This window comes from Microbacterium sp. X-17 (assembly GCF_039615055.1).
This window is the reverse complement of record NZ_JBDHNI010000006.1, coordinates 38,175-63,158: the sequence shown is the minus strand read 5'-3', so window position 1 is coordinate 63,158 and position 24,984 is coordinate 38,175. Positions and strand designations below refer to the sequence as shown.

Sequence of the window (24,984 nt, the reverse complement as noted above, 5' to 3'; positions counted from 1 at the left end):
CCCACCCCGCAGTCGGCAACGGAGGACTCCCGCCCCACCCGTCCGCGCATCTCCTCCGTTACCCGACATCCCACGCCGCAGCGCCCCGGATCTCCTCCGCTGCCACACCCGCATAGGGTGGACCGCATGGACCTCGAAGCCCTCTACCGCGACCTCCACGCCCACCCCGAGCTCTCGTTCCAGGAGCACCGCACCGCCGGCATCGTCGCCGAGCACCTGTCCGCCCTCGGCCTGGAGGTGCACACCGGCATCGGCCGCACCGGCGTCGCCGGCGTGCTCCGCAACGGCGACGGTCCGACCGTGCTGCTGCGCGCCGACATGGACGCGCTGCCCGTCCGCGAGGAGACCGGCCTCCCGTGGGCCTCGACCCAGACCGCGCCCGGCGACGACGGCAACCCCGTCCCGGTCATGCACGCGTGCGGCCACGACATCCACATCACCTGCCTCCTCGGCGCCGTCGAGCGCTTCGCGACGTCCACCGACGACTGGTCGGGGACGCTCGTGGCGGTGTTCCAGCCGGCGGAGGAGCACGGCGGCGGCGCGGACGTGATGGTCCAGGACGGCCTGTATGCCAAGGTCCCCGCGCCGGACATCGTGCTCGGCCAGCACGTCACCCCGTTCCCCGCCGGCATGGTGGGCGCCCATCCCGGCCCCGCGATGGCCGCGGTCGACGCCTTCGAGGTCACCCTGCGCGGCCGCGGAGGCCACGGCTCGCGCCCGGAGACGACCATCGACCCGGTGGTCATGGCGGCCTCCGCGGTCATGCGCCTGCAGACTGTCGTGTCGCGCGAGACCGCCCCTCAGGACACCGCGGTCGTCACCGTCGGCACCCTCCACGCCGGCACCAAGAACAACATCATCGCTCCGTCCGCGACCCTCGGGATCAGCGTGCGCAGCTTCGACGAGACCGTCCGCGCGCGCGTGCTGGAGGGCGTCGACCGCATCCTCCGCGCGGAGCTGCTGGCCAGCGGGTCCCCGCACGAGCCGACCACCGAGTGGGGCGAGCGCTACCCGGTCACGGTCAACGACCTGGAGGCCACCGCTCGCGTGAACGCGGCGTTCGCGTCCGAGTTCGGCGAGGAGGCCGTCCTCGAGCCGGGCGCGCTGTCCGGCAGCGAGGACGTCGGCAACCTGGCGACGGCCGCGGGCGTCCCGCTCGTCTACTGGCTGCTCGGCGGGGGCGACCCGGAGACGGTGCGCGCGGCGATCGCGGCGGGGACCGTGGAGACGGACATCCCGTCCAACCACTCGCCGTTCTTCGCGCCGGTGGCGCAGCCGACGATCGACGTGGGCGTGCGGGCGCTGGTGGCGGCGGCGCGGGAGTGGCTGGGCTGAGCTGGAGATAGCGGGGTGCGTCGGCGCCCCGCTACCGCTCCGCCCCCACCCGCATCCACGCCCGCCCACGCGCGCGCAGCCCCAACGTCACCGCCCGCGCCCCGAGGTACCCGAACGCGAACGCCGCTGTCAGCGCCGCGAGCCCTCCCATGTCATGTGTGCCCCAGGCCACCACCGCCAGCGCCAGCGGCACGAACACCGCCACGTTCAGCACCCCCGTCAACGCCAGGTACCGCGCGTCCCCCGCGCCGATCAGCACACCGTCGAGCACGAACACGTAACCGCCCAGCGGCGCGCTCACCCCGATGATGGCGAGTGAAACGGGAAGCAGCGCCGCCACCGACGGGCTGCTCGTGAACAGCCCTGCCGCGACCGGGCTGAGCGCGACGGTCGCCGCCCCCAGGACCACGCCGGCGCCGAGCCCCCACTGCACGCACCGGCGCAGGACCTCCCGGACGTCGCCGAGCTCCCCGGCGCCGAGCCCCTTGCCGACCAGCGCCTGCGCTGCGATCGCGAGCGCGTCCAGCGCGAACGCGAGCGTCGCGAACACGGTCATCGTCACCTGGAACGCCGCGAGCTCGTCCGGCCCCAGCCGCGTCGCGCAGAACACGGCCAGCAGCATCGCCGCCCGCAGGCTCGCCGTGCGCAGGAACAGCCATCCCCCCGCCCGGGCGGTCCGGCCGATCCCGGCGTGGTGAGGGAGCAGCGGGGAGCCGACGCGTCGCGCGTGCCGGACGACGATGACCGCGTACACGACGACCATCGCCCACTGCGCCACGACCGTCCCGAGCGCAGAGCCGGCGATCCCGAGGCCCGCCAGGTAGATGAAGCAGAAGTTGAGGACGATGTTCGCCCCGAATCCCGCGACGGCGACCGCGAGCGGGGTGCGGGTGTCCTGGAGTCCGCGCAGCAGCCCGGTCATCGCGAACACGAGCAGCATGGCCGGGAGCCCGAGCATCGAGATCGCGAGGTAAGTCTCCGCCTGGGAGGCGACCTCCGCGGACGCGCCGAACAGGCCTACCAGCACGGGGGAGGCCGCCCAACCTGCCGCCGCGAGGACGATTCCGAGCGCGAGCGCCAGCCAGCTCCCGTCGACGCCGGCGGCGACCGCCCCGCGCTCGTCCCCCGCGCCCAGCCGGCGCGCGACGGCGGGCGTGGTGGAGTAAGCGAGGAACACCATGAGCCCCACGACGGTCTGCAGAACGGCGCTGGCGATCCCGAGTCCGGCGAGCGGCGCGACGCCCAGGTGCCCGACCATCGCCGAATCGGCCAGCAGGAACAGCGGCTCGGCCACGAGCGCGCCGAGCGCAGGGACGGCGAGCCGCAGGATCGCGCGGTCGAGCGGGCGGCGGGGGAGGACGTTCACGGCGGGGACAACGGTATCGCGAGGGGGTGACATGAGGGGGCTGAGCTGGATGGCGATCGCGGGGGTGCAGTGGTTCGGGATGGTGAGAACCGAGATGTGAGTATCGGGATGCTGTCGACTGGGCGGCAGTATGTCGGGATGCAGCCGACAGGGATGCGGCAGGTGGGAGTGCTGCCGGTCGGGATGTGGCAGACGTGCACACTGACGTGCAGCATGCGGTCGGTCGGGATGCGGTCGGCTGGGATGCGGTGGACTGGGGTGCGGTCGGCTGGGATGCCGTCGACCGGGATGCCGTCGGCCGGCTTTGCTGTGGGCGGGGCGCTGCGGGCTGGAACGCCCCAGACAGCGACGCGGCACGCCGGAATGCCGTGAACCGGAAAGCAGTCGAAAAGGATGCCGTGGGCCCGAATACCGTACGCCGGGATTCCGCCGACACGAATCCAATCGACCGAAATGCACTCGACTAGCGCGCCCCAAATCCCGATACAGTCCCGAAATACGGTCCCAGAACACGGCCCCTCCACCCAGGCCGACGCGGTCCCGCGGGCCGACGGCCCTCGCCGATGACTGCGACCAGCTGCTCTCTGCCACCGGCGCCCACCACCGGACGACACCCACCTGACCCCGGAGGACGCCGGCACCCTCGCCGCCGAAGCCCGCGCCGGCCACCTTCTGCTTACTGCGCGCAGTCGAGACAGTCCTGCGCCCCTCCACGCGCTTCGTCGCCCCCGTCACCCCGGCGGCCCCGGCGACCTCGTGTCGATCGACCCGGTGTCGGTGGCTGTTCCTACAGTGGAGGGATGAGCCACCTGATGCCGGAACTGCTGTCCACCTGGTCCTGGCGTCTCGAGCGGGTCCGCAACGGGCGCACGGTGCTCACCAAGGGGCAGGCGGCGTCCGCGCGCACCGACCTCCTCCACGACCGGTCCGCACATCCGGGCGACTACTCCGGCTACGAGGAGGAGTACAGCTCCGCCGTCGACGCGCTGGGCGTGCTCGCGCAGCAGGCCAACCGCAGCGACGACCTCCTGGCGGTGCTCCGTTCCGAGCGGCCGGTGGACGCCCCGGCGCGCGAACGCTACGCCACCGCGCCCGACAGTGCAGGAGCCCAGCGGGCCTCCCTCGCCGCCGAGCACGATCGCGTCCCGGCGGGGCTCCCGGAGCCTCTGGATCAGTGGGTGCACCGGCTCATCCGCTACCGCAGCGGCGCCAAGATCATCGCCCCGGTCGAGGCCGCCCGCGCCGAGATCCGGCTGCGCAACGAGGCCGACCTCAACCCGGGCGCCTACCGCAACGCCACCGCCGCGCCGTACTTCGGGAGGGTGATGCGGGAGCTCGGCGAGATCGCGACCTCGCAGCGTCCGGGAGTCCACCTCTCCCGGCGCGGGCTCCACCGCGGCCTGGCCGACGACTCGTTCCTGTGAGCTGGACGTCCTCCCGGCGTCGTCGGGCGCCGTGGCCGGTGGCTGCGGTCGCGCTGCTGCTCGCCGTCGCCGGAGCGGGAGGCTACGCCGCGCTGAACCACGCTGGCGCACCGGCCGGACCGACGGCGGGGGGTGCCTCGACTTCACTCGCATCCCCGCCCGGCGCCCGCTCGGCGGCGGGAATGCTCGACGCGTCCGGCGCACGCGCCGCGCTCGCGCAGCTCCCGGTGAAGGGGCGCGCGCCGGCGACCGGGTACGACCGCGTCGCCCGCTTCGGCGAGGCGTGGCTCGACGTCGACAAGAACGGTTGCGACACCCGGGACGACATCCTCGCCCGCGACCTCGCCGCGGTCACCCGTCGCACGGACTGCGCGGTCCTCACCGGCACCCTGAGCGACCCGTACACCGGCCGCAGCATCGCGTTCACCCGCGGCGTGCAGACGTCCGCGCTCGTCCAGATCGACCACGTCGTCGCGCTCCTCGACGCCTGGCAGACCGGCGCCCAGGGGTTGAGCCAGGAGACGCGCGTCCAGCTCGCGAACGACCCGCTCGAACTGCTGGCGGTGGACGGGGCGACGAACCAGGCGAAGGGCGCAGGCGACGCCGCGACGTGGCTGCCGCCGAACCGCGGGTTCCGCTGCGAGTACGCGGCCCGGCAGGTCGCGGTGAAGGCGAAGTACGGGCTGTGGGTGACGGCCGCGGAGGGTGCGGCGTTGAAGGGGATCCTCGCGGGGTGCTGACCCGCCGTGGAGCCGATCGGGTTCGGGGAGGCGATCGAGCCGCGGGTGACACCGCAGCGGAGGTGATCGTGGCCGCGGAGGTGATCGTGCTGGGGCGGTGACTGCTGCGGTTGAGGTGATCGCCCCGCGCAGGTGACTGCCGGGGCGGAAGTGGTCATGCCTCGCGCGTAATCGTCGAGTGCGGGTGATCCTGCCGGGGTGGTGACTGCTGCGCCGGAGCCGAAATCTGCGCGCGGATGACCGCCGCGTCGACCCTGTGTCGGGCCGCGACCGGCCGCTACGATCAACGCATGCACCAGCCAGAGCGCATGATCCCCCGCCGGTCGGGCGGCACCGCGGTGCGGGCGTGACCCCCGCCGAGGCGGCCGCCCTGCTCGGGCTCCCCGAGAACGCGACCGAAGCCCAGATCACCGAGGCGTACGCCGCGCACATCGCGACCGTCCCGGAGAGCGACATCGCCGCCGTCGACGCGCTCGCACGGGCCCGGGACGCCCTCCTCGCCGGGGTCCGCTGGCTGCCGCCGCAGAGCGCCGGTGCGCCGCAGGGCTGGGGGATGCCGCAGGGTGCGACGACGCCGATCGGGCTGGCGCCGCAGCCGGGCGGGGGAGTGCCGCCCACGCCGAATGTGGCTCAGCCCGGATACCCGCCGCAGCAGCCGGGATTCCCCTCGCCGCCCGCTCCCGCGCCGCAGTACACCGCTCCCCAGCAGCCGGCCTCCGCTCCGCAACAGCCCGCATACCCGTATCCGGCCTCCCTCGCCCCGGGACTCGCCCCCAACCCCCAGCAACCGCCCTACCCCGGCTACCCCCAGCCCTCCGCCTACCCCACCCGCCGCCGCACCCCTCTCTCCAACGGCGCCATCATCGGCATCGCCCTCGGCAGCACCGCCGTGCTCCTCGTCGTCCTCCTCGTCGCGGTCATCGCCCTCGCCGGCAGCGCCCAGCGCGGCCTCGCGAGCGCCGCCTCCCAGCACGGCTCCGCTGCCGCGCCGTCCACCGCCCCGTCGAGCGGGGACCCGTCGGCGGCCGACCAGAGCTACGTCATCGACGGCGTGACGATCCAGCCGGAGCAGGGGTGGACCTTCCTGCTGACCTCCCAGCGCGACTGTCCGGCCGCCGAGGTGATCGTCGGGTTCGCGGACACCATCGACGGCGACTCAATGGATCAGCACACGGAAACCGTCTCGCTCAAGGCCGGCGTCCCGTACACCTACACGGTCCCCGACACGGCCTCCACGCGCCAGTACGCGGGCATCGACGATCTGCAGTGCGTCCCGACCTGATCGGACACGCGTAAGGATTCCGTTAATAGTTTTCACAAATTACTGAATCAAGCGTAGAGTCACGCCCATGACCACAGTGATTGAGGCCTCGGGCCTCGAGAAGCGATTCGGCCGGGTCCGGGCACTCGACGGGCTCGACCTCACCGTCACCGAGGGTGAAGTCCACGGATTCCTCGGCCCGAACGGCGCAGGCAAGTCGACCACCATCCGCGTCCTCCTCGGCCTCGCGCGCTCCAACGGCGGCACCGCCCGCGTCTTCGGCAGCGACCCCTGGCGGGACGCCGTCGCCCTGCACCGCCGCATCGCCTACGTCCCCGGCGACGTCAGCCTCTGGCCGAACCTCTCCGGCGGGGAGGCCATCGACCTCCTCGCCCGGCTCCGCGGCGGCACCGCCGACAAGGCCGCCTATGCCGAGCGCAAGAAGCGGCTGATCGAGGTCTTTCAGCTCGACCCGACCAAGAAGGGCCGCGCCTACTCCAAGGGCAACCGGCAGAAGGTCGCGCTCGTCGCCGCCTTCGCGACCCCGGCCGACCTCTACATCCTCGACGAGCCGACCAGCGGGCTCGACCCGCTGATGGAGGCCACCTTCAACGCCGAGATCGCGCGCATCTCCCGGGACGGCGCGACCGTCCTGCTGTCCAGCCACATCCTCTCCGAGGTGGAGCAGCTCTGCGACCGGGTCAGCATCATCCGCGAGGGCAAGACGGTCGAGTCCGGCACGCTGGACGAGCTCCGCCACCTGACGCGCACCGAGATCTCGTTCGCGGCCGACGGGATGACGGACGAGCAGCTCGCCCGCATCCCCGACGCCCACGACCTGCGCACCGACAACGGCCGCGTGAAGTTCACCGCCGACAGCGACGGCCTCCCGCCGGTCCTCGCAGCGCTCGCCGACCTGAACGTGAAGAGCCTGACCGTCGCCCCGCCGTCGCTGGAGGAGCTGTTCCTCCGCCACTACGGCGACGAACTGGCAGGTGTGGCCGAGCTGGAGGCGAAGGGGCGATGAGCACCACGACCACCGACCGCCCGGCCACGCGCGCCGGGCACACCGCCGTCCCCGAACGCGGACGCGTCGCGACCCTCGGTGTCCTGCTCCGCCAGCGCCTGCGCCGCGACCGCTGGCAGCTCCTCATCTGGATCCTCTGCATCGCGTTCCTCGCGCTGTTCTCCGCGGCGAGCATCGACCAGACCTACGGGTCCGCGACCGGCCGCGAGGAGCTGATCCGGCTCGCGATCGCGAACCCGACGGTCCTCGTCCTCCGCGGGCTCCCGCAGGGCACCGGCCTCGCCGCGGTCACCTTCTTCGAGATCTACACCTTCCTCGCCCTGCTCGCCGGGCTGATGAACACGTTCCTCGCCGTCCGGCACTCCCGGGCGGAGGAGGAGTCCGGTCGCGCCGAGCTCGTCGGATCGACCCCCGCGGCGCGGCTCACCCCGACGGTCGCGACGGTCATCCACGGCGTCCTCGCGGACATCGTGCTCGCGCTGGCCACGGCGCTCGGCTTCATGGCGTCCGGTCTCCCGGCGTACGGCTCGCTCGTCGCGGGGGCCGCGGTCGGAGGCGCGGGCATCGCGTTCCTGGCCGTCGGCCTCCTGCTCGCCCAGGTGATGAGCACCTCGCGCGGCGCTAACGGCTACGCCTCCGCCGTCGTGGTGCTCGCCTGGGTGCTGCGCGGGATCGGCGACGCGATCGGCACGGTCACGGGCTCCGGCACGACGATGGTCTCCGGCTGGCCGACCTGGCTCAGCCCGATCGGCTGGGGCGAGCAGTTCTCGCCGTACGTCCGCAACGACTGGACGCCGCTGCTCCTGCAGCTCGGCTTCGCGGCCGTGCTCATCGCGGCGGTGTTCGGCCTCCAGGCCGTGCGCGACTCGGGCGCGGGGATCGTCCCCGAGCGCGCGGGCCGGCGGGACGCCCTCCCGATGCTGAACGGCCCGCTCGGTCTCGCCTGGCGCCTGCAGTGGCCGACGGTCCTCGGCTGGACGATCGGCGGCCTCCTCACCGGTGTCCTCGCCGGCGCGCTCGGCAGTGTGGTCAGCTCGTCCATCGCGAACGACCCCAGCCTGGGGAACATCCGGGATGCCGTCGCCCACCTGGGCGCGGGCGGCTCCGGCCCGATGACGGCGCTCTTCCTCTCCGCGATCATGTCGATCGTCGGCGTGCTCGCCGCGGCGTGCGCGGTGCAGGCGGTCATCCGGCTGCGCCAGGAGGAGGTCGGGGGCTCGGCCGAGGTGATGATGGCGACCCCGGTCTCCCGGGTGCGCTGGCTGCTCGACTTCGTGCTGGTCGGCCTGATCGCGATCGTGCTGGTGCTGCTGGCGGCGGCGCTCGCCGCGGGCCTGTCGGCGACGGCGGCCGGCGAGAAGGCGTCCGTCTTCAACGACGCGTTCGCCGCCGCGGCCGCGCAGTTCCCGGTGGCGCTCGTCTACCTCGGCGTGCTGACGCTGGTCTTCGTGGTGCTGCCGAGCTGGACCGTCCCGGTCGGCTGGGCCGCCCTCGGCGCCGGCGCGTTCATCGGCATCTTCGGCGCCCTGATCAAGCTCCCGGACTGGCTGCGCCACTTCTCCCCGTTCGCCGACGCCCCCGTCGTCGTCGGGAAGGTGGATTGGACCGGTGGATACTGGATGTTCGGCATCGCGGTTGTCGCGCTCGCCGCCGCCGCGGCGCTCATCCGACGCCGGGACTTCGCGATCGGTTAGGGACGGGCATGGCGAGGGACGAACGGGCTCTGACCGAGATGATGGAGCACTCCGCGGCGGTGCTGACCGCCGCGGGGTTCCCGAAGATGCCCGCCCGCGTGCTGATGGCGCTCACGGTCACCGAGTCGACCGGGCTGACGGCCGCGCAGCTCGCCGAGCGGCTGGATGTGAGCGCGGCCGCGATCTCCGGAGCGGTCCGTTACCTCCAGACCCTCGGGATCGTCCGGCGCCTGTCGCAGAACGGCAGCCGCCGCGACCTCTACCAGATGCCGGCCGACTGGTACGCCCTGATGGTCCGCAACAGCCCGATCTACGGCGTGCTCGCCGACCAGGCGGACGCCGGCCTCGCCGCCGTGGACGACCCGGACGACCCGGCGACCGAGCGGCTGCGCGACATGGCCGGCTTCTACCGCTTCATGCAGGACCGGCTCCCGGAGATGCTGAACGAGTGGGAGCAGATCCGGGCGTCGCGGGATGCGTGAGCGAGCACGACCCGATTTGCCATTTCACAAATATCAAACTAATGTCTAACCTGCGTCCTCACGGACGCCGCGTCGCGCTTGGGGGAGCCGGCGCGGCCGGTTGCCGAACGGGTCCGGGCGGTGGTCGGCCCGGGCGTTGCGAGGGCGGACAAGGGGGCCCTGCGCGAGCCCGGGCCACCGCTGGGCGGCGGCTTCGGGAGGCCGTCGCCGCACCGTGGATCGGTTCGGCGACCGGCGTGCCTCGCCTGCCGGTCGTGAACATCTGAAATGCTAATGATCGGACTCACCAGGGGGATCGACATGCGTTTCACCACTCCGGCGCGGAAGGCGCTGGTGGTCGCGGTGCTGCTCGCGGTCAACGTGGCGCTCGCGCTGCTGTTCGACGCCCTCCACTCGGAGCCGGCGTCCATCGTGCTGACGGTGCTGCAGGTCGCCGGGTGGTACATCGTCTCCCGGATGTTCCGCGGGCCGGGTGAATCCGTGCGCGCGGCGCGGCCGTGGTGGCGGATGACGAACCGGCCGCTCCTGTCCGGGGTCTTCGGCGTCGGCTACGCCGTACTCGCGCTGGTCAACATCGGCTTCTCGCTCGCCGGTTTCGGCAGCCTCTCCGGCACCGTCTCGATTCTCGCCGAGCTGGTCCTGGCGGCGCTCTTCCTGAACTCGTACGCCTGCCTCCGTCCACGGCGGGCCGCGCCTGCACAGGCGCCTGGGCGGCAGCAGTCCCGCCCGCGCGTCTCCGGCGGCGCGCGCACCTGACAGGCGGGGCGCCCGCGCCGTAGGCTGGAGTGCATGACGCTCTCCTCCGGCATCGCCACCGACGAACTCGACCCCACGATCCGCCCGCAGGACGACCTGTTCCGGCACGTCAACGGCACCTGGATCGACCGCACCGAGATCCCGGGCGACAAGGCTCGCTGGGGCTCCTTCATGGAGCTCGCCGAGAAGTCGGAGGCGGCCGTGCGCGAGATCGTGGAGGCCGCGCAGACCGCACCTGAGGGCACCGAGGAGCGCAAGTTCGGCGACCTTTACACGAGCTTCCTCGACGAGGACCGCGTCGACGCGCTCGGCGTGGAGCCGATCCGCGCGCAGCTCGCGATCGCCGACGACGTCGCCACCATCCCGGAGTTCCTGAAGACCCTGGGCGAGCTGGAGCGGCACGGCGTCGGCGGCATCTACCAGCTCTTCGTCGACAATGACCCGGGCGACCCCAGCCGCTACCTCGTGTTCGCCGAGCAGGCGGGCATCTCGCTGCCGGACGAGTCCTACTTCCGCGAGGAGCGGTTCGCGCCGATCCGGGAGGCCTTCGCCGCGCACGTGCAGCGGATGTTCGAGCTGGCCGGCTTCCAGGACGCCCCCGAGCGCGCCCAGCGCGTCTACGACCTCGAGGTGGAGATCGCCGCGCAGCACTGGGACAACGTGACCTCCCGGGACTCCGAGAAGACCTACAACCTGTTCTCCTGGGCGGACGCCACGGCCCTGTTCGGCTCGACGGGCCTGGACGACTGGGCCGCCGGTCTGGGCGCGCCGCAGGGCGCGCTCGCCGAGGTGGTCCTGCGCCAGCCGTCCTTCACCTCCGGCGTCGCCGGCCTCCTCACCGAGGACAAGCTGCAGTCCTGGAAGGACTGGCTGGCCTGGCAGATCATCCACGACTCCGCCCCGTACCTGACCGGCGACTTCGTGGACGCCAACTTCGACTTCTACGGCCGCACCCTCACCGGCACGCCGGAGATGCGGGCCCGCTGGAAGCGCGGCGTCTCGCTCGTGGAGGGCGTGATGGGGGAGGCCGTCGGCCGCATCTACGTCGAGAAGCACTTCCCGCCCGCGGCCAAGCAGGAGATGGACGAGCTGGTCGCCAACCTGATCGAGGCGTACCGGCAGAGCATCCAGAAGCTCGAGTGGATGGGGGAGGACACCCGCGACCGCGCGCTCGACAAGCTCGGCAAGTTCACGCCAAAGATCGGCTACCCGGTGAAGTGGCGGGACTACTCCGCGCTCGTCATCGACCCGACCGACCTGGTCGGCAACGTGCGCGCCGCCGCGCTGTTCGAGTTCAACCGCGAGCTGAACAAGATCGGCAAGCCGATCGACCGCGACGAGTGGTTCATGACCCCGCAGACGATCAACGCCTACTACAACCCGGGCTTCAACGAGATCGTCTTCCCTGCTGCCATCCTGCAGTACCCGTTCTTCGACCAGGGCCGGGACGCCGCAGCCAACTACGGCGCGATCGGTGCGGTCATCGGCCACGAGATCGGCCACGGCTTCGACGACCAGGGCTCCAAGTTCGACGGCGACGGCAAGCTGGACGACTGGTGGACCGCCGCCGACCGCGCCGCGTTCGAGAAGCGCACCGGCAGCCTGATCGCCCAGTACGACGCGCTCGCCCCGGCGCAGGTGCCCGACCACCACGTGAACGGCGCGCTCACCATCGGCGAGAACATCGGCGACCTCGGCGGTCTCGGCATCGCGTGGAAGGCGTACCTCCTCTCGCTCGGCGGCGAGGAGCCTCCCGTGGTGGACGGCCTGAGCGGCGCGGAGCGGTTCTTCCTCAGCTGGGCGCAGGCCTGGCAGCAGAAGGGCCGCGACGAGGAGGTCATCCGCCTGCTGGCGATCGACCCGCACTCGCCGAACGAGTTCCGATGCAACCAGATCGTCCGCAACATCGACGCCTTCTACGAGACGTTCGGGGTCGCGGACGGCGACAAGCTGTGGCTGGCTCCGGAGGAGCGCGTGACCATCTGGTGACGCGCCGGGGAGTGCGCGAAAGGGATCGCCCGACGACCCCTCCGGCGAGGTAACATCGTCCCTATCGCGTCGAGGACACCCTGCCTCGACGCGTCGCGGGCCGGGGGGACCGCAGCACGGACCGATGCCCCGACTCGGAAGAAAGACCCAGCGCGACTGTGACGATCCAGACCCCGGATACCGACCACCGCCGCCGGCATGCGAGTGCGCGCCGCGGCCGGCACCGCGGGTCCGCGCCCGCCGCCCCCGAGGTCTTCAGCCGCGGTTTCGACGCGCTCGGCCGGCTGGCCGTGCAGGGCGTGCAGGTCTCTGCGCGCGCGACGGACCTCTCCACGGGCGAAGTGCTCTTCTCGGTCGACGACCACGTGGTGATGCCGACGGCGAGCATCGGCAAGGTCCTGCTGCTGGTGGAGGTCGCCGCGCGCCTCCAGACGCACCAGCTCAGCCCGCTGGCCCAGCTGGACCGCGCGCCTCAGGACATCGCAGGCGAGTCCGGCATCTGGCAGCACCTGCAGGTCCCCGCCCTCCCCGTCGCCGACCTGGCCGCCCTCGTCGGCGCGACGAGCGACAACCTCGCGACCAATGTCCTGCTGCGCCGCGTCGGCCTGGAGGCCGTGAGCGCCCGCACCGAGTCCCTCGGCCTCACCCGCACCGCCCTCCTCGACCTGGTCCGCGACCACCGCGGCCCGGACGACGCCCCGCAGCTCTCGGTCGGCAGCGCGAACGAGCTCACCTGGCTGTTCTCGGCGCTGGCCCGCGGGGAGGTCGTGGACGCCGCGACGAGCCGCCAGGTCATCTCCTGGCTGTCCCTGAACAGCGACTTCTCCCTGGTGTCGAGCGCGTTCGGCCTCGACCCGCACTCGCACCGCCACCCGGAGCACGGCATCCTGCTGGTCAACAAGACCGGCACCGACGCGGGAGTCCGCAGCGAGGTCGGCGTGCTGCGCGGGCCGCGCGCGGGAGTCACCTACGCGGTGTCGACGTACTTCGACGACACGGCGCTGCCGGCGCGGCTGTCGGTGATCGACGGGATGCGCACGGTGGGGTTGGACCTGCTGGAGTATGTGTTCTGAGGCGACGACTCTCAGTCAGTCACGCTGAAGCTGGTCGCCGACCCGCTTGGCGAATCGCGGCGCTCCGCTACGCGCCAGCCGGTCCAGTAGCTGTCCGGTCCCGACAGACGGGCGTCGTCCCGCAGCCGCTTGCTCCATGACGATTCGGCAGGCGACTGAAGGTGACAGATCGAATTGGTCGAGCAGGAAGTCGTCCAGACGAACAGCCTTCAATCCGATCGGCTCGAGCACGGCGTCCGGGAAATGCCTCGTGTTCTCCATGACGATCACATCGGCCCTCCCGACAAGTGCCGCAGCGACAACATGCACGTCATCGGGATCGGGGAGCCTGATCGCTCCCGTCAACGGTTCCCACCCTTCCACGAGTGCGTCGTCGAACGCATCGTTCATCGATCTGAACCGACTTCGAAAGCGGTTCGGATCGATGTCGGGGTGCACTCGTTCGAGGGCGCGCTGAGTTTCGCGGATGACCCGCTCGGACCAGAGAGGGCGAAACGCGCCCTCGTCCGCCAGCCGAAGCATGGTGTCGCACGGAGTCAGTGGCACCAGGACACACGCGTCCAGGAACGCGGTGAACAGCGCCAACGTTACGACTTCCTCGCCTCGATGAGCGCGGTCCGGTATGCCTCACTGTCCATGTCGTATAGGCCGTCCTCGTCCGCCTGGCGGGTCAGCTCATCAAGCCGGGCTCGTCGGTCGACGCGCGTGCGCTCTCGGTAGGCCAGCACATCGTGCAACCGCAGCCGCCGATGCCGGGACTCTCCGAGCCGATCGAATGGCAACTCGTTCTCGTCCAGGAGTCGCACCAGGGTGCTGCGGCTGATTCCGAGAAGGCTCGCCGCTTGTTGTGTTGTCAACTGCCGATCGATCGGTTCGACGCTGACCGACTCACCGTGCTGCATCGCAGCCACAACCTGGCGAAGCACTTCGTACGCTTCGAGTGGCAGAGCGATCTGTTCGCCATCCGGTCCGACGAGAACGGCAGGAGCCGAGTGGTGCTCCAAGAACCGTGCCAGGTCAAGCAGTTCGTTGAGATCCTGGGGAGGGTCGACAATAAGGGTGTCCTTCGCGCTCATTTTCCCATTATCGCCCAAATCGCTCAAATCGTCCATATCGATCACGGCGATGTCGCAGGCGCACGCCCCTCACCCCAGCAGCGTCCGTGCCAGCGCCAGGTACTCCCGCGCGTTCGCGTCCGGCAAGTACGCGCGCCCGATCGCGTTGCCGATCGCCGGCAGGGACACCGCGTCCGGGTACGCCAGCCACAGCGTCTCGTAGGTCGGGTTGAACTTGCTCTTGAACGCGAACAGCGAGGCGAACCCGTAGGCCGGCTCCAGTGTCCTGGCGAGGAATGCGAGCAGTCGGTCCATCACCGCGGGCCCCTCGTCGGAAGAGTCCGTGTCAGCAGCCCCCGCCGGCTTCGTCGCCAGCGGCGCCCCCGACAGGCTCAGCACCTCCACGCCCTCGCCGCGCATCCGCTGCGCCGCCGACGCGATGACGAACTCCATGATGCCCGGGATGCTCTTGTCCGCCCGGCGCATGAAGTCGATCGTGTAGCCGACCACCCGGCCGTCCTGCCAGCTCGGCAGCCAGCTCGTGACCGCCTGGAGGTCGCCCTGCGGGTTGTAGGCGAGGTAGAGCCGCACCTCAGGGTCCTTCAGCTCGGCCATGCCGCCGAGGGTGAAGCCCATCTCGGGCAGCTCCTTCTCGGACACCCACTGCTCGCTGAGCGCGACGATCTGGTTCTGCTGGATCGGGGCCAGCTCGGCCCAGGTCGTCCACAGCGTCGAGATGCGCTCCTTCACCCCGCGGTTGTGCGCCTGGCGGACCTTCTGCCAGGGCTTGCCCTGCATGTCGAAGGTCTGCGGGTGCATCAGCGTCTCCTCGCCGACCGACACGCTCTGCCAGCCGAGCGACTCGAACACCGCCAGGAACGCGCCGTGGATGCTGTAGAACGCGGGCGTCCAGCTGTTCGCGTCGCAGAATCCGATGAAGTCGATGATCGTCTGCTCGGCCCGCTCGGGGCGGCAGACCGGGTCGGACAGGGTGATCGCCACGCCGTTGATCACCCGGTAGGCGACGGCCGCCTCCCCGTCCTCCGAGAACCAGTAGACGTTGTCCGGCCAGGTGCCCATGAAGCCGAGCGTCCCGCCGCCGCCCGCGCGCAGCAGCTCCTGGAAGTGCAGCTCGTCGCCGACCGTCCGCCCGGTGGAGGTCGCCCGGTACAGCCGCATCGTCCCGATGACGAAGATCGTCCAGAACACCGGCCCCACCCACTGGTAGAGCAGCAGCGTGAACGGCGATGTCGGCACGATGACGGGGCCGAGCACGGACTCGAAGCCGGACGGGACGAAGCGGCGCAGCGTGGACGCGAAGACGTCGCCGATGGAGGCCTCCGGCACGAACGACGACAGCGTCGCCAGGCCCGCGATCAGGTACAGCACCCCGAGCAGCGCGAACGCGACGACCGCCAGGATCGTGAAGCGCACGACCGCGTCCCTGGGCGCGCGGATCTGGAACTGGCGCCGCGTGGCGATCAACAGCACGATCGAGGCCAGCGGCACCAGCAGCGTCGCCGCCAGCCAGAGCAGCACCTCGATCGCGGGCGCGAGGGCGTCGATGCTGTCCACGTCGATGGTGATCTCGCCACCGGGCAGCGCCGTGAACGGGAGGAGGATCATCGCCGCGTTCACGACGATCCCGAGCAGCCACGCGAAGTGCCGGCCGCGGCGGAGACCGATGGCCGTCACGATGAGCAGCACGAGCGGCAGCAGGCTGAGCAGCAGGGGACCGACCCCCTGCACGGAGACGGCGGCGAGCTCGTCACGGCAGTTGGTCGTGTCGGCGGCCTTGCACGCCGCCAGCACCGTCGCTGCGGCGACTTCCCGATGCTGGAACAGCGCCGAGATGAACGAGAGCGGGCCGAGGCCGCCGGGCGGCAGGAGCGCGGCGAGCGGGCCGATCGCGGTGATCGCGACGATCGCGGCGACCAGGGTACGGGTCTCGCCGTGCGAGCTGCGCCGCATCCGGTGCAGCGGCCCACGGCGGAGGATGACGCCGAGCGCGAGGCCGAGCAGCGCCGCGAACAGCCGGTAGACGTTGTTCTGGTCGCCGTTGTAGAGCACGAACATGACGACGGTGGCGAAGGTGAGCAGCCGGATGCGGCGTCGCCACAGGGTCGTCGCGAACGCGCTCGCCGTGACCAGCGCCCCCACGATCCCGATCGTCGGGTCCAGCGTGAAGTCGAACTCCGTGGCGTGCGCGAGGATCTCTCCCACGTTCGCCGCCGCCCACTGGCCGAGCACGCCGAGCGTGATGCCCAGCGCCCCGGTGACGAGGAAGGCGATGATCAGGCGCACGGTCCCGAGCAGCCGTTCGGCCGCCGCGAGCACCGTCAGCGCCAGCAGGAACGAGATCACGAACTGGATCGGGTCCTCCGGCACGAAGAGCGCCGTGATCGGCGTCCACCAGTACCCGGCCCGGATTGTCGTCGGAACCCCCGCCGCCCAGACCAGCGAGCCGCCGCCCACGCTCGCGGCGCTCCACAGCGTCCCGGTCGCGATGGAGGTCGCGAGCAGGATCACGGCGAGCGTCACGCTCGCGGGCGCGATCTGCACGTAGGCGCGCAGCATCGCCCACGCCGGCGGGCGTCCCGGGGAGGGATCGGCCGGCGGCGCCGGTGCGGTGTCAGTGGGAGCCGTGCTCATGGTGTCTCCGTCGCGGTGGCCCCCACCCTAGCGTCCGCCATCCGTTCCCGGAGGCAGAACCTGCGTCAGATCTCGCGCAGACGCTCCGCCAGGTAGCGGTCGAGGCCCTCCAGCGGGATGCGCTCCTGCTTCATCGTGTCGCGGTCGCGCACGGTCACGGCGTCGTCTTCGAGCGAGTCGAAGTCGACCGTGACGGCGAGCGGCGTGCCGATCTCGTCCTGGCGGCGGTAGCGGCGGCCGATCGCGCCCGAGTCGTCGAAGTCGACGTTGCGGCGCTTGCGCAGCTTGTCGGCCAGGCCGCGCGCGAGCGGCGACAGCGCCTCGTTGCGGGACAGCGGGAGGACGGCGACCTTGACGGGCGCGAGGCGCGGGTCGAGGTGCAGCACCGTGCGCTTGTCGGTGCCGCCCTTGGCGTTCGGCACCTCCTCCTCGTCGTACGCGTCGACCAGGAACGCCATCAGCGCGCGGGTGAGGCCGAAGGACGGCTCGATCACGTACGGGACGTAGCGCTCGTTCTTGTTCTGGTCGAAGTAGCTCAGGTCTTTGCCCGAGTGCTCGATGTGCGTCTTCAGGTCGAAGTCGGTGCGGTTCGCGACGCCCATCAGCTCGCCCCACTCGCTGCCGACGAAGTCGAACTTGTACTCGATGTCGATCGTGCGCTTCGAGTAGTGCGCGAGCTTGTCCTTCTCGTGCTCCAGGCGGCGGATGTTCGCCGGGTCGATGCCGAGGTCCACGAACCAGTCCCAGCACAGGTCGATCCAGGTCTGGAACCACTCCTCGTCGGTGCCGGGCTCCACGAAGAACTCGATCTCCATCTGCTCGAACTCGCGGGTGCGGAAGATGAAGTTGCCCGGCGTGATCTCGTTGCGGAACGCCTTGCCGATCTGGCCGATGCCGAACGGCGGCTTCTTGCGGGCGGCCTGCAGCACGTGCGCGAAGTCGGTGAAGATGCCCTGCGCGGTCTCCGGGCGCATGTAGTGGAGGCCGGACTCGTCGTCCACGACACCGAGGAAGGTCTTCATCAGGCCCGAGAACTGCCGGATCGGCGTCCACTGGCCGACCTTGTCCGGGTGGTCGGGGTCGGCGATGTCGTCGAGGCCGTTCGCCGGCGGGTGGCCGTGCTGCGCCTCGTACGCCTCGAAGAGGTGGTCGGCGCGGTAGCGCTTGTGTGTGATGAGCGACTCGGTCAGCGGGTCGCTGAAGACCTGCACGTGACCGGAGGCCTCCCACACGGCGGTCGGCAGGATGATCGCCGAGTCGAGGCCGACCATGTCGCCGCGGCCGCGCACGAAGGCGTTCCACCACTCGCGCTTGATGTTCTCCTTGAGCTCGACGCCGAGGGGACCGTAGTCCCACGCCGAACGGGTGCCGCCGTAGATCTCCCCGGAGGGGAACACGAATCCGCGGTGCTGCGCCAGCGTGATGACGGATTCCAGTCTCGACGGTGCGGCCATGGGTGCTCCCTGTTCGGTGCCGGGGTGGTGGGGGACCCGTCCATCCTACTGACGATGCGCGCAGCGCCGCCGTGTGCAATGAATCCGTCGAGGACAGTATGCTTGAAATTGGTATGTAACCATCGAGAGAAAGAGGACTGATGGCCGATATCCGAATCAACGAAGTGCGTCGCCGCACGTTCCTCGGCGGTGCCGCAGCGACGGCCGCGATCGCGTTGCAGGGCGTGACCGGCCTCGGCTCACCGGTGTCGCCGGCGGCCGCGGCGGGTATGAGACTGCGGCAGCCGCTTGATCCTCCGGGCCGATACGACGCGAGTGATCCTTTCGAAAGCGTGAAGGATCGAAAGTATCCGCACACGGGCAGCGACTGGAACGGAGTTCCCGCGGGCACGCCGGCCTTGGCGATCGGAAGCGGCGTCGTGGTCAACAAGCAGTGGCACAGCGGCAACGGCAACACCGTGACCGTCGCTCTTCCCGACGGCCACTTCTACGCCTACCTCCATCTCGATCGGCCGGCGTCTGTTAATCCGGGGGACAGCGTCGTGATCGGTCAGACGATCGGGTACGTCGGCGACACGGGGACCAACAGCAGGGGCGCACACCTTCACATCACGATCTCCGATCTGCCTACGGCGTTCGGGGGATATGGCAAGCTGCTCGATCCATACGCGTTCATCGTGGCGCACGAGAACGGCGTGGACAGCGCCGGGCCGACGGCGCGCTACGGGGTGACTCCGCTGGTCCTCCCGGGCGGGCAGCTGGCGCTGTACACCGTTCGCGGTGACGGCAACCTCTGGGGCACTTCGCAGGCCGCGGCCGGCGGGTCGTTCGGGCCGTTGCAGCCGATCGGCGGACTGAGGGGGGATCTGGTCGGTCGTCCCTCAGTCGTGCGCACGCAGTCCGGACTGATCGCCGCCTACGCGCGGACGACGTCCGGGACGATCGTCGGGTCCGGCCAATCGGTTCCCGGCGGACCCTTCGGCCCGTGGGGGGCGATCGGCGCGGGCGGTGGCGGCATCGCGAGCGACCCGGCCGCGATCGTGTTGAAGAGCGGCATCATCGCGATCTACGCCACGACCGGTGCCAACACGGTCTCCGGTGTCGCGCAGACCGTCGTCGGCGGCGGTTTCGGCGGCTGGCAGGCCATCGGGGCGGCGCCGGTCGGGTTGAACTACCGGCCATCGGTCCTCCAGACGTCTGATGGCCGGATCGTCCTCTACGCGCACTCCACAGACTTCCGCATCTTCGGAGCGGCGCAATCGGCGGCGGGCGGGACATTCGGGACGTGGTCGCTCATCGGCACCGGCGGCGGCAATGTCGGGAGCGAACCGGCCGCCACGATCGACTCCGGCGACCGCATCAGCGTCTATGCGACCGCGCTGGACGGCACACTCGCCGGCGTCACCCAGCCGAGCGCGGGGGCGTCGTTCGGGGCCTGGACCAACTTCGGGTCGGGGTCGGCGAGCCTGGGGCCGAGCACGACGCCTTCCGTCGTCCCGCTCTCCGACGGTTCCCATGCCGTTTATGTGGCGGGAGCGACCGGCTCGGCGTGGGGCACTGTCCTGGTGCCGGGGCGGACGGCCTCCGGCGGCTGGGCCCGGATCGGAACGGGTTCAGGTCCGTGGACGGCCGTGACCGCCGTTCGGACTCCATCCGGATTGATCGTCGCTTACGGCACGGACTCCTCCGGTCAGGCGGTCGGTGCGGGCCAGCTGGCGGTCAACGGAGCGTTCGGCCCCTGGACGCAGATCCTCTGAGACGCGGTGCGCTGGGCCGGGGACGTCTCCCGGCTCAGCTCGCGCGGAAGTCGTCCTCCAGGATCGCGAACACCGCGGTGTCCGACCACTCGCCCTTGAAGATCTCGCTCTGGCGCAGCAGGGCCTCCTGCTTCATCCCGAGGATGCCGCACAGTCGGGCCGACGCCTCGTTGCGCGCGTCGAGCTGGGCGAAGACGCGGTGGGCGCCGAGCGAGTCGAAGCAGAGCTCCAGGAGGCGGGTCGTCGCCTCGGTCGCGTAGCCGCGGCCGTGCACCGCCGGGTGGAACACCCAGCCCATCTCGAATTTCGCCCACTCCGCCTTCTTGAGGAACAGGCTCACGTGGCCGATGACCCTGGTGTGACCGCCCTCCGGGTCCGGGAGCTCGACCGCGTACACGATGCCGTCGCCGTCCGCGGCGAGGCGGTTCATCGCGATGCGCTTGCGGAGGTGCTCGGCCGACTCGTCGTGGTCGTGCACCTCCCAGAACAGGTAGCGGGCGACGTCCTTCAGGCGCTCGAACTCGTGGCCGTTCTCCAGGTCGCCGCTGTTCAGCGGGCGGAGCAGCAGGCGCTCGGTGCGCAGCTCCTCCGCGGCGTAGGGCAGGCCGGTGGCGGCGTGCGGCTCGGTGGCGGTGATCGTGGCCTCGTCGCTCACGTGTCCTCCTCTGGTGGGTGATCCTGGACGGACGTCAGGATGCGGCGGTCTCGTCGTCGACGGCTCGAAGCGTCTGCGGGCGGGGCGCGTCCTCGACCTCCACGCCGAACAGTGCGGACGTGGCGTCGACGAACGTCTGCGCCTCGCCGTTCCTCGCGAGCTCGCGCGCCCGGACCGACGGGGTGTGCAGGAGCACGCCGGCCAGGTGGCGCAGCGCCGCCTCTGTCTGCTCGGTCGAGTCGCCGCGCGAGCGGGCCCGGGCGATCTCCGCGTCCAGGATGCCGAAGACGTGGGTGCGGAGGGCGACCAGCGCGGGCGTGACGGCCTGCTCGGCGTTCTGCGCCGCGAACTCCGCAGCGGCGGCGCCGACCAGCTCGCGGGCATCGGCCGCGGCGTTCAGCTCCTCGACCGGCGCGTGGATGCTGATGGTCTCCAGGTCGAGCAGCTCGACGTCACGCAGCTCGGCGACGGCGGGGTCTACGTTGCGGGGGAGGCCGAGGTCGATCACGAGGCGGCGCGCGGCGGCGTCCGGCGCGGCGATCGCGTCCGCCAGCAGGGCGCGGGTGATGACGTGGTCGGTGACGGCCGAGCAGGTGACGACGAGGTCCGCGGAACCGAGCGCCTCCAGGAGGTCGTCGGACTCGACGGGGACGACATCGTGCGACAGGGCGAACTTCGCCGCGCGCCCGGTCGGCGAGAACACCTGGACGTCGACCACGCCGCGCTCGCGCAGCGCGGCCAGGCTGGCGCCGGCGTACTTGCCGGTCCCGACGAGCAGCACGCGCACGGCCGCCCAGTCGCTGATCCGGCTCTCCGCGAGCTCCAGCGCGAGGCGGACCATCGAGCGGCCGGCCGTCATGATGCCGGTCTGGTTCTTGACCCCCCGGGAGGTGCGCGACGCGACCTGGAAGACGCGCTCCAGGTTCCCGGTCACGGTGCCGGAGGTGCGGGCGGCCTGCAGTGCCCTGCGCACCTGCCCGGCGATCTCGCCCTCCCCGACCACGACGGACTCGAGGCCGCTGGAGACGGAGAAGAGGTGCTCGGCGACGGCGTCGTCGCTGTAGACGGCGCTGGAGGAGCGGAGCAGGCCGGCGTCGATGCCGCTCGCGGCGGCGACGGTCTCGATCACCCGGTCCGCGGTCGCGTCCGCGGCGAGCGGCTGCGCGTCCACGTCGAGATAGGCCTCGAAGCGGTTGCAGGTGGCGAGGACGACCGAGCCTGCGACGATCCCGTGCTGCTCCGCGAGTGCCGCGGTGACGGCGGGCGCATGGCGCTCGAGCCGTTCGAGGAGGTCGAACTCCGCAGTGCGGTGGCTCGACGAGAAGCAGAGAAGCACGGGGGAAAGAATACGCTCGGCGCCGACCAGACTCGAATCGGGATACCCCGTCCTGAGCCGGTTCGACAGGATTCCCGGGGGATTGGCAGATTCGGCCCTGGCAGAATCATCGGGTGACCTCCCTCGACCCGACCCACCCGCTCTCCGAAGGCCGAACCGCGGGCAGCCGCCTAATCCGCTCCTATCAGGGCGAACGCCAGGAGACCGTGCCCGTCTGGTTCATGCGCCAGGCCGGTCGGTCGCTGCCCGAGTACCGGGAGCTGCGCGTCGGCACGCGCATGCTCGACGCCTGTCTCGACCCCGCGACGGCGAGCGAGATCACGCTGCAGCCGGTGCGCCGCCACGGCGTGGACGCCGGCATCTTCTTCAGCGACATCGTGGTGCCGCTGAAGCTCGCCGGTGTGGCGGTGGAGATCCAGCCCGGCAAGGGCCCGGTGTTCGAGACCCCGGTGCGCACCGCCGCCGACGTCGCACGGCTTGAGGAGGTCGATCCGGCCTCGCTCGGCGCCGACACGTTCGCGCCCATCGCCGAGGCCGTGCGGCTGACGACGGCCGAGCTCGGCGACACCCCGCTGATCGGCTTCGCCGGCGCCCCCTTCACCCTCGCCGCCTACCTCGTGGAGGGCGGCCCCTCCAAGGACCACATCCGCGCCCGCACCCTCATGCACGCCGACCCGGAGACCTGGGCCCGGCTGATGGCGTGGAGCGCGGACGTGACCGGGGCCTTCCTGCGGGCGCAGCTGCTGGCGGGAGCGAGCGCCGCCCAGCTCTTCGACTCGTGGGCCGGATCGCTGTCGCTGCACGACTACGTCGAGCACGTCGCCCCCGCCTCGGCGCGTGCCCTCTCGCACATCCGCGACCTCACCTACGAGGTGCCGCAGCCTCCTGTGGCCGGCGTCGACGCCGTCGGAGACGCGCCGGCGAACGACGAGCCGCTGGTCCGCAACGTGCCGATCGTGCACTTCGGCGTGGGCACCGGCGAGCTCCTCAAGGCGATGCACGGGGTGGGCGCCGACGCGGTCGGGGTCGACTACCGCACGCCGCTGGACGAGGCCGCCCGCCGGCTCGGCCACGTCGTCCCGGTGCAGGGCAACGTGGACCCCGCCATGCTCGACGCACCCTGGGAGGTGCTCTCGGCGCACGTCGTCGACGTCCTGGAGCGCGGCCGCGAGGCGCCGGCGCACGTGCTGAACCTGGGCCACGGCGTCCCGCCCGAGACCGACCCGACCGTGCTGACGCGCGTGGTCGAGCTCGTCCACGGATGGCGGGCATGACCTCCGAGCCGCTCGATCACGACGCCGTCACGGAGAGCGTGCGGCACGCGGTGGAGGCCGCGCCGACGCGCATCATCGTGATCGGCGGCGGCGTCTCCGGGCTGGTCGTGGCGCGAGAGTGCGCCCGCCCCGGCTTCGAGGTCACCGTGCTGGAGGCGTCCGGCCGCGTCGGCGGTTCGGTGGCGCCGCTGGAGCTCGGCGGCATCACGGTCGACGCCGGCGCCGAGAGCTTCGCGACCCGCGGCGGCCACGTCGCCGCCCTGCTCACCGAGCTTGGCCTGGCGGACGACGTCGTGGAGCCGAACCCGGCCGGTGCGTGGGTCCGCAACGGCTCGCGCACCGTCCCACTGCCGAAGGCCGGCCTGCTCGGCATCCCGAGTTCCCCGCTGGCGACGGACGTCGTCGCCGCGATCGGGTGGGGCGGCGCGGTGCGCGCGTACGTGGACCGGCTCCTCCCGGTGCTGAAGATCGGCCAGGAGCGCAAGCTCGGCACCCTGGTGCGCAAGCGCATGGGGTCGAAGGTCCTGACCGAGCTGGTGGCCCCGGTCGTGACCGGCGTGTACTCGGCCGACCCCGACGACCTCGACGTGGATGTGGTCGCTCCCGGACTCAACGCGGCCCTCACCCGGCTCGGCTCGCTCTCCGGCGCCGTGGGCGAACTGCGCGCCGCCGCCAAGGCGGGGAGCGCGGTGGGAGGCATCCGCGGGGGCATGTGGCGTCTTCCGGCGGCGCTCGCCGCGGACATCGCGGAACGAGGCGGGACCATCCGCACCGACGCGGCGGTCGCCTCGGTGACGCCGTGGGTCGCGCCCGCTCCGGAGGACATCGCCGCCGCGGCGGTGGAGGCCGCGATGGCCGACGCCGCCGACGAGGCCGCGCTCGACGGGCTCGCGCTCGCCGGGCAGCCACCCGCCGAGCCGGCCGAACCCACTGAGGAGCCTGCCGCCCCGCGGCCTGCCCGCTGGACCGTTACCCTCGCGGACGGCTGCACTCTCGACGCCGACGCCGTGGTGATCACTGCGCCCGCCGACGCCGCGCTCGCGCTCCTGCCCGGCATGGACGAAGCGCTCGGCGACCTCGCCGCCCTCGACTGGCCTCCCGCGTCCAGCGTCGAGCTGGTCACGCTCGTCCTCACCGACGACCGGGTCGGCGCCGCGCCGCGCGGCACCGGCGTGCTCGTCGCCGACGGTCCCGACTCCGGCGTCTCCGCCAAGGCGATGACGCACTCCAGCGCCAAGTGGGCGTGGGTCGCGGAGGCCGCCGGCCCCGGCCGCCACGTCGTGCGGCTCTCCTACGGCCGCGCCGGCCGCGCCTCCGAGACACTGGCGCTCTCCGACGCCGAGCTCCGGGAGCGCGCGGTCGCCGACGCCGCAGCCCTGCTGAATATTCCGCTCACGGAATCCGCTGTCTCCGCGTTCGCCCGGACCCCCTGGACGAACGCCCTCCCCTATGCGACAGTGGGGCAGCGGGAGCGCATCCAGCGCGTCCGCGACGGAGCTGAGACCGTCGAAGGCCTCGAAGTGACCGGCTCCTGGCTGACCGGGACCGGGCTCGCGTCCGTCATCCCGGACGCGCGCCGGGTGGCGGAACGGGCCAGGGGTCTACGCTGGAAGGCACTGACCGACGACCTGGAGGGGTGAGGACGGAATGCGGG

20 protein-coding genes are annotated in these 24,984 nt (G+C 71.5%); 13 read left to right on the top strand and 7 right to left on the bottom strand.

From position 1 onward, the window contains the following. Window positions 1-126: 126 nt before the first annotated feature. Window positions 127-1,335 carry an amidohydrolase gene (locus tag ABCS02_RS26285; protein WP_345838663.1) on the top strand — a complete coding sequence of 403 codons (1,209 nt, stop codon included), beginning with the start codon at window positions 127-129 and terminating at the stop codon, window positions 1,333-1,335. A gap of 31 nt (window positions 1,336-1,366) precedes the next feature. On the opposite strand, the gene ABCS02_RS26280 is transcribed toward ABCS02_RS26285, so the two are convergent. Beyond that, window positions 1,367-2,701 (bottom strand): MATE family efflux transporter, encoded by a 1,335-nt coding sequence (locus ABCS02_RS26280; RefSeq protein ID WP_345838662.1) that lies wholly within the window; start codon window positions 2,699-2,701, stop codon window positions 1,367-1,369. Window positions 2,702-3,501: 800 nt separating this feature from the next. On the opposite strand from ABCS02_RS26280, the gene ABCS02_RS26275 reads away from it, so the two are divergent. The 9 genes from ABCS02_RS26275 to ABCS02_RS26235 all read left to right on the top strand — a co-directional run bounded on the left by ABCS02_RS26275 (window position 3,502) and on the right by ABCS02_RS26235 (window position 13,147). Further along, entirely contained in the window at window positions 3,502-4,125 is a 624-nt protein-coding gene (locus ABCS02_RS26275; protein ID WP_345838661.1) for a hypothetical protein, read from the top strand. Beyond that, complete coding sequence (locus ABCS02_RS26270) at window positions 4,122-4,865, top strand: HNH endonuclease family protein (protein WP_345838660.1); 744 nt, start codon at window positions 4,122-4,124, stop codon at window positions 4,863-4,865. The genes ABCS02_RS26275 and ABCS02_RS26270 overlap by 4 nt, the downstream gene beginning before the upstream one ends. A 346-nt stretch (window positions 4,866-5,211) precedes the next feature. Beyond that, complete coding sequence (locus tag ABCS02_RS26265) at window positions 5,212-6,147, top strand: hypothetical protein (protein WP_345838659.1); 936 nt, start codon at window positions 5,212-5,214, stop codon at window positions 6,145-6,147. 67 nt (window positions 6,148-6,214) lie between these two features. Continuing rightward, window positions 6,215-7,153 carry an ABC transporter ATP-binding protein gene (locus tag ABCS02_RS26260; protein ID WP_345838658.1) on the top strand — a complete coding sequence of 313 codons (939 nt, stop codon included), beginning with the start codon at window positions 6,215-6,217 and terminating at the stop codon, window positions 7,151-7,153. Next, a complete protein-coding gene (locus ABCS02_RS26255; RefSeq protein ID WP_345838657.1) occupies window positions 7,150-8,847 on the top strand; it encodes a hypothetical protein in 1,698 nt (565 codons plus the stop codon). The genes ABCS02_RS26260 and ABCS02_RS26255 overlap by 4 nt, the downstream gene beginning before the upstream one ends. An 8-nt stretch (window positions 8,848-8,855) precedes the next feature. Continuing rightward, the gene (locus ABCS02_RS26250; RefSeq protein WP_345838656.1) at window positions 8,856-9,329 is read left to right on the top strand and encodes a helix-turn-helix domain-containing protein; all 474 of its coding nucleotides are present in this window, start codon (window positions 8,856-8,858) and stop codon (window positions 9,327-9,329) included. Between the two features lie 300 nt (window positions 9,330-9,629). Further along, window positions 9,630-10,085, top strand: coding sequence for a hypothetical protein (locus ABCS02_RS26245; protein WP_345838655.1), 456 nt, complete (start codon window positions 9,630-9,632; stop codon window positions 10,083-10,085). Window positions 10,086-10,118: 33 nt separating this feature from the next. Continuing rightward, window positions 10,119-12,074 (top strand): M13-type metalloendopeptidase, encoded by a 1,956-nt coding sequence (locus tag ABCS02_RS26240; RefSeq protein WP_345838654.1) that lies wholly within the window; start codon window positions 10,119-10,121, stop codon window positions 12,072-12,074. Window positions 12,075-12,232: 158 nt separating this feature from the next. Then, window positions 12,233-13,147 (top strand): serine hydrolase, encoded by a 915-nt coding sequence (locus ABCS02_RS26235; protein ID WP_345838653.1) that lies wholly within the window; start codon window positions 12,233-12,235, stop codon window positions 13,145-13,147. A gap of 15 nt (window positions 13,148-13,162) precedes the next feature. On the opposite strand, the gene ABCS02_RS26230 is transcribed toward ABCS02_RS26235, so the two are convergent. From ABCS02_RS26230 to ABCS02_RS26215, 4 genes are all read right to left on the bottom strand, one after another. After that, window positions 13,163-13,732 (bottom strand): PIN domain-containing protein, encoded by a 570-nt coding sequence (locus ABCS02_RS26230; protein WP_345838652.1) that lies wholly within the window; start codon window positions 13,730-13,732, stop codon window positions 13,163-13,165. Window positions 13,733-13,734: 2 nt separating this feature from the next. Then, on the bottom strand, window positions 13,735-14,223 hold the full coding sequence (locus ABCS02_RS26225) for an excisionase family DNA-binding protein (RefSeq protein ID WP_345838651.1): 489 nt from the start codon (window positions 14,221-14,223) through the stop codon (window positions 13,735-13,737). Window positions 14,224-14,292: 69 nt separating this feature from the next. Further along, complete coding sequence (locus tag ABCS02_RS26220) at window positions 14,293-16,854, bottom strand: DUF2156 domain-containing protein (RefSeq protein ID WP_345838650.1); 2,562 nt, start codon at window positions 16,852-16,854, stop codon at window positions 14,293-14,295. Between the two features lie 65 nt (window positions 16,855-16,919). After that, window positions 16,920-18,308: a glycine--tRNA ligase gene (locus ABCS02_RS26215; RefSeq protein WP_345838649.1), complete on the bottom strand. Its 1,389-nt coding sequence runs from the start codon at window positions 18,306-18,308 to the stop codon at window positions 16,920-16,922. Window positions 18,309-18,448: 140 nt separating this feature from the next. Here ABCS02_RS26215 and ABCS02_RS26210 point away from each other — a divergent pair, with 140 nt between their 5' ends. Then, window positions 18,449-20,065, top strand: coding sequence for a peptidoglycan DD-metalloendopeptidase family protein (locus tag ABCS02_RS26210; RefSeq protein ID WP_345838648.1), 1,617 nt, complete (start codon window positions 18,449-18,451; stop codon window positions 20,063-20,065). A gap of 34 nt (window positions 20,066-20,099) precedes the next feature. On the opposite strand, the gene ABCS02_RS26205 is transcribed toward ABCS02_RS26210, so the two are convergent. Continuing rightward, the gene (locus ABCS02_RS26205) at window positions 20,100-20,720 is read right to left on the bottom strand and encodes a GNAT family protein (protein WP_345838647.1); all 621 of its coding nucleotides are present in this window, start codon (window positions 20,718-20,720) and stop codon (window positions 20,100-20,102) included. Between the two features lie 34 nt (window positions 20,721-20,754). Next, window positions 20,755-22,056 (bottom strand): glutamyl-tRNA reductase, encoded by a 1,302-nt coding sequence (locus ABCS02_RS26200; RefSeq protein ID WP_345838646.1) that lies wholly within the window; start codon window positions 22,054-22,056, stop codon window positions 20,755-20,757. 113 nt (window positions 22,057-22,169) lie between these two features. On the opposite strand from ABCS02_RS26200, the gene hemE reads away from it, so the two are divergent. Both hemE and ABCS02_RS26190 read left to right on the top strand, forming a co-directional pair. After that, the gene (gene hemE / locus ABCS02_RS26195) at window positions 22,170-23,330 is read left to right on the top strand and encodes a uroporphyrinogen decarboxylase (RefSeq protein ID WP_345838645.1); all 1,161 of its coding nucleotides are present in this window, start codon (window positions 22,170-22,172) and stop codon (window positions 23,328-23,330) included. After that, entirely contained in the window at window positions 23,327-24,970 is a 1,644-nt protein-coding gene (locus tag ABCS02_RS26190) for an FAD-dependent oxidoreductase (RefSeq protein ID WP_345838644.1), read from the top strand. Before hemE ends, ABCS02_RS26190 begins: the two co-directional genes overlap by 4 nt. The last annotated feature ends 14 nt before the right edge of the window (window positions 24,971-24,984 follow it).

Excerpts from the sequence above, each read along its gene's own strand:
- ABCS02_RS26225 (WP_345838651.1), bottom strand. The coding sequence starts at position 14,223 with ATGAGCGCGAAGGACACCCTTATTGTCGACCCTCCCCAGGATCTCAAC.
- ABCS02_RS26250 (WP_345838656.1), top strand. The coding sequence starts at position 8,856 with ATGGCGAGGGACGAACGGGCTCTGACCGAGATGATGGAGCACTCCGCG.
- ABCS02_RS26260 (WP_345838658.1), top strand. The coding sequence starts at position 6,215 with ATGACCACAGTGATTGAGGCCTCGGGCCTCGAGAAGCGATTCGGCCGG.
- ABCS02_RS26245 (WP_345838655.1), top strand. The coding sequence starts at position 9,630 with ATGCGTTTCACCACTCCGGCGCGGAAGGCGCTGGTGGTCGCGGTGCTG.
- ABCS02_RS26285 (WP_345838663.1), top strand. The coding sequence starts at position 127 with ATGGACCTCGAAGCCCTCTACCGCGACCTCCACGCCCACCCCGAGCTC.
- ABCS02_RS26210 (WP_345838648.1), top strand. The coding sequence starts at position 18,449 with ATGGCCGATATCCGAATCAACGAAGTGCGTCGCCGCACGTTCCTCGGC.
- ABCS02_RS26215 (WP_345838649.1), bottom strand. The coding sequence starts at position 18,308 with ATGGCCGCACCGTCGAGACTGGAATCCGTCATCACGCTGGCGCAGCAC.
- ABCS02_RS26220 (WP_345838650.1), bottom strand. The coding sequence starts at position 16,854 with ATGAGCACGGCTCCCACTGACACCGCACCGGCGCCGCCGGCCGATCCC.
- ABCS02_RS26275 (WP_345838661.1), top strand. The coding sequence starts at position 3,502 with ATGAGCCACCTGATGCCGGAACTGCTGTCCACCTGGTCCTGGCGTCTC.
- ABCS02_RS26240 (WP_345838654.1), top strand. The coding sequence starts at position 10,119 with ATGACGCTCTCCTCCGGCATCGCCACCGACGAACTCGACCCCACGATC.
- ABCS02_RS26190 (WP_345838644.1), top strand. The coding sequence starts at position 23,327 with ATGACCTCCGAGCCGCTCGATCACGACGCCGTCACGGAGAGCGTGCGG.
- ABCS02_RS26255 (WP_345838657.1), top strand. The coding sequence starts at position 7,150 with ATGAGCACCACGACCACCGACCGCCCGGCCACGCGCGCCGGGCACACC.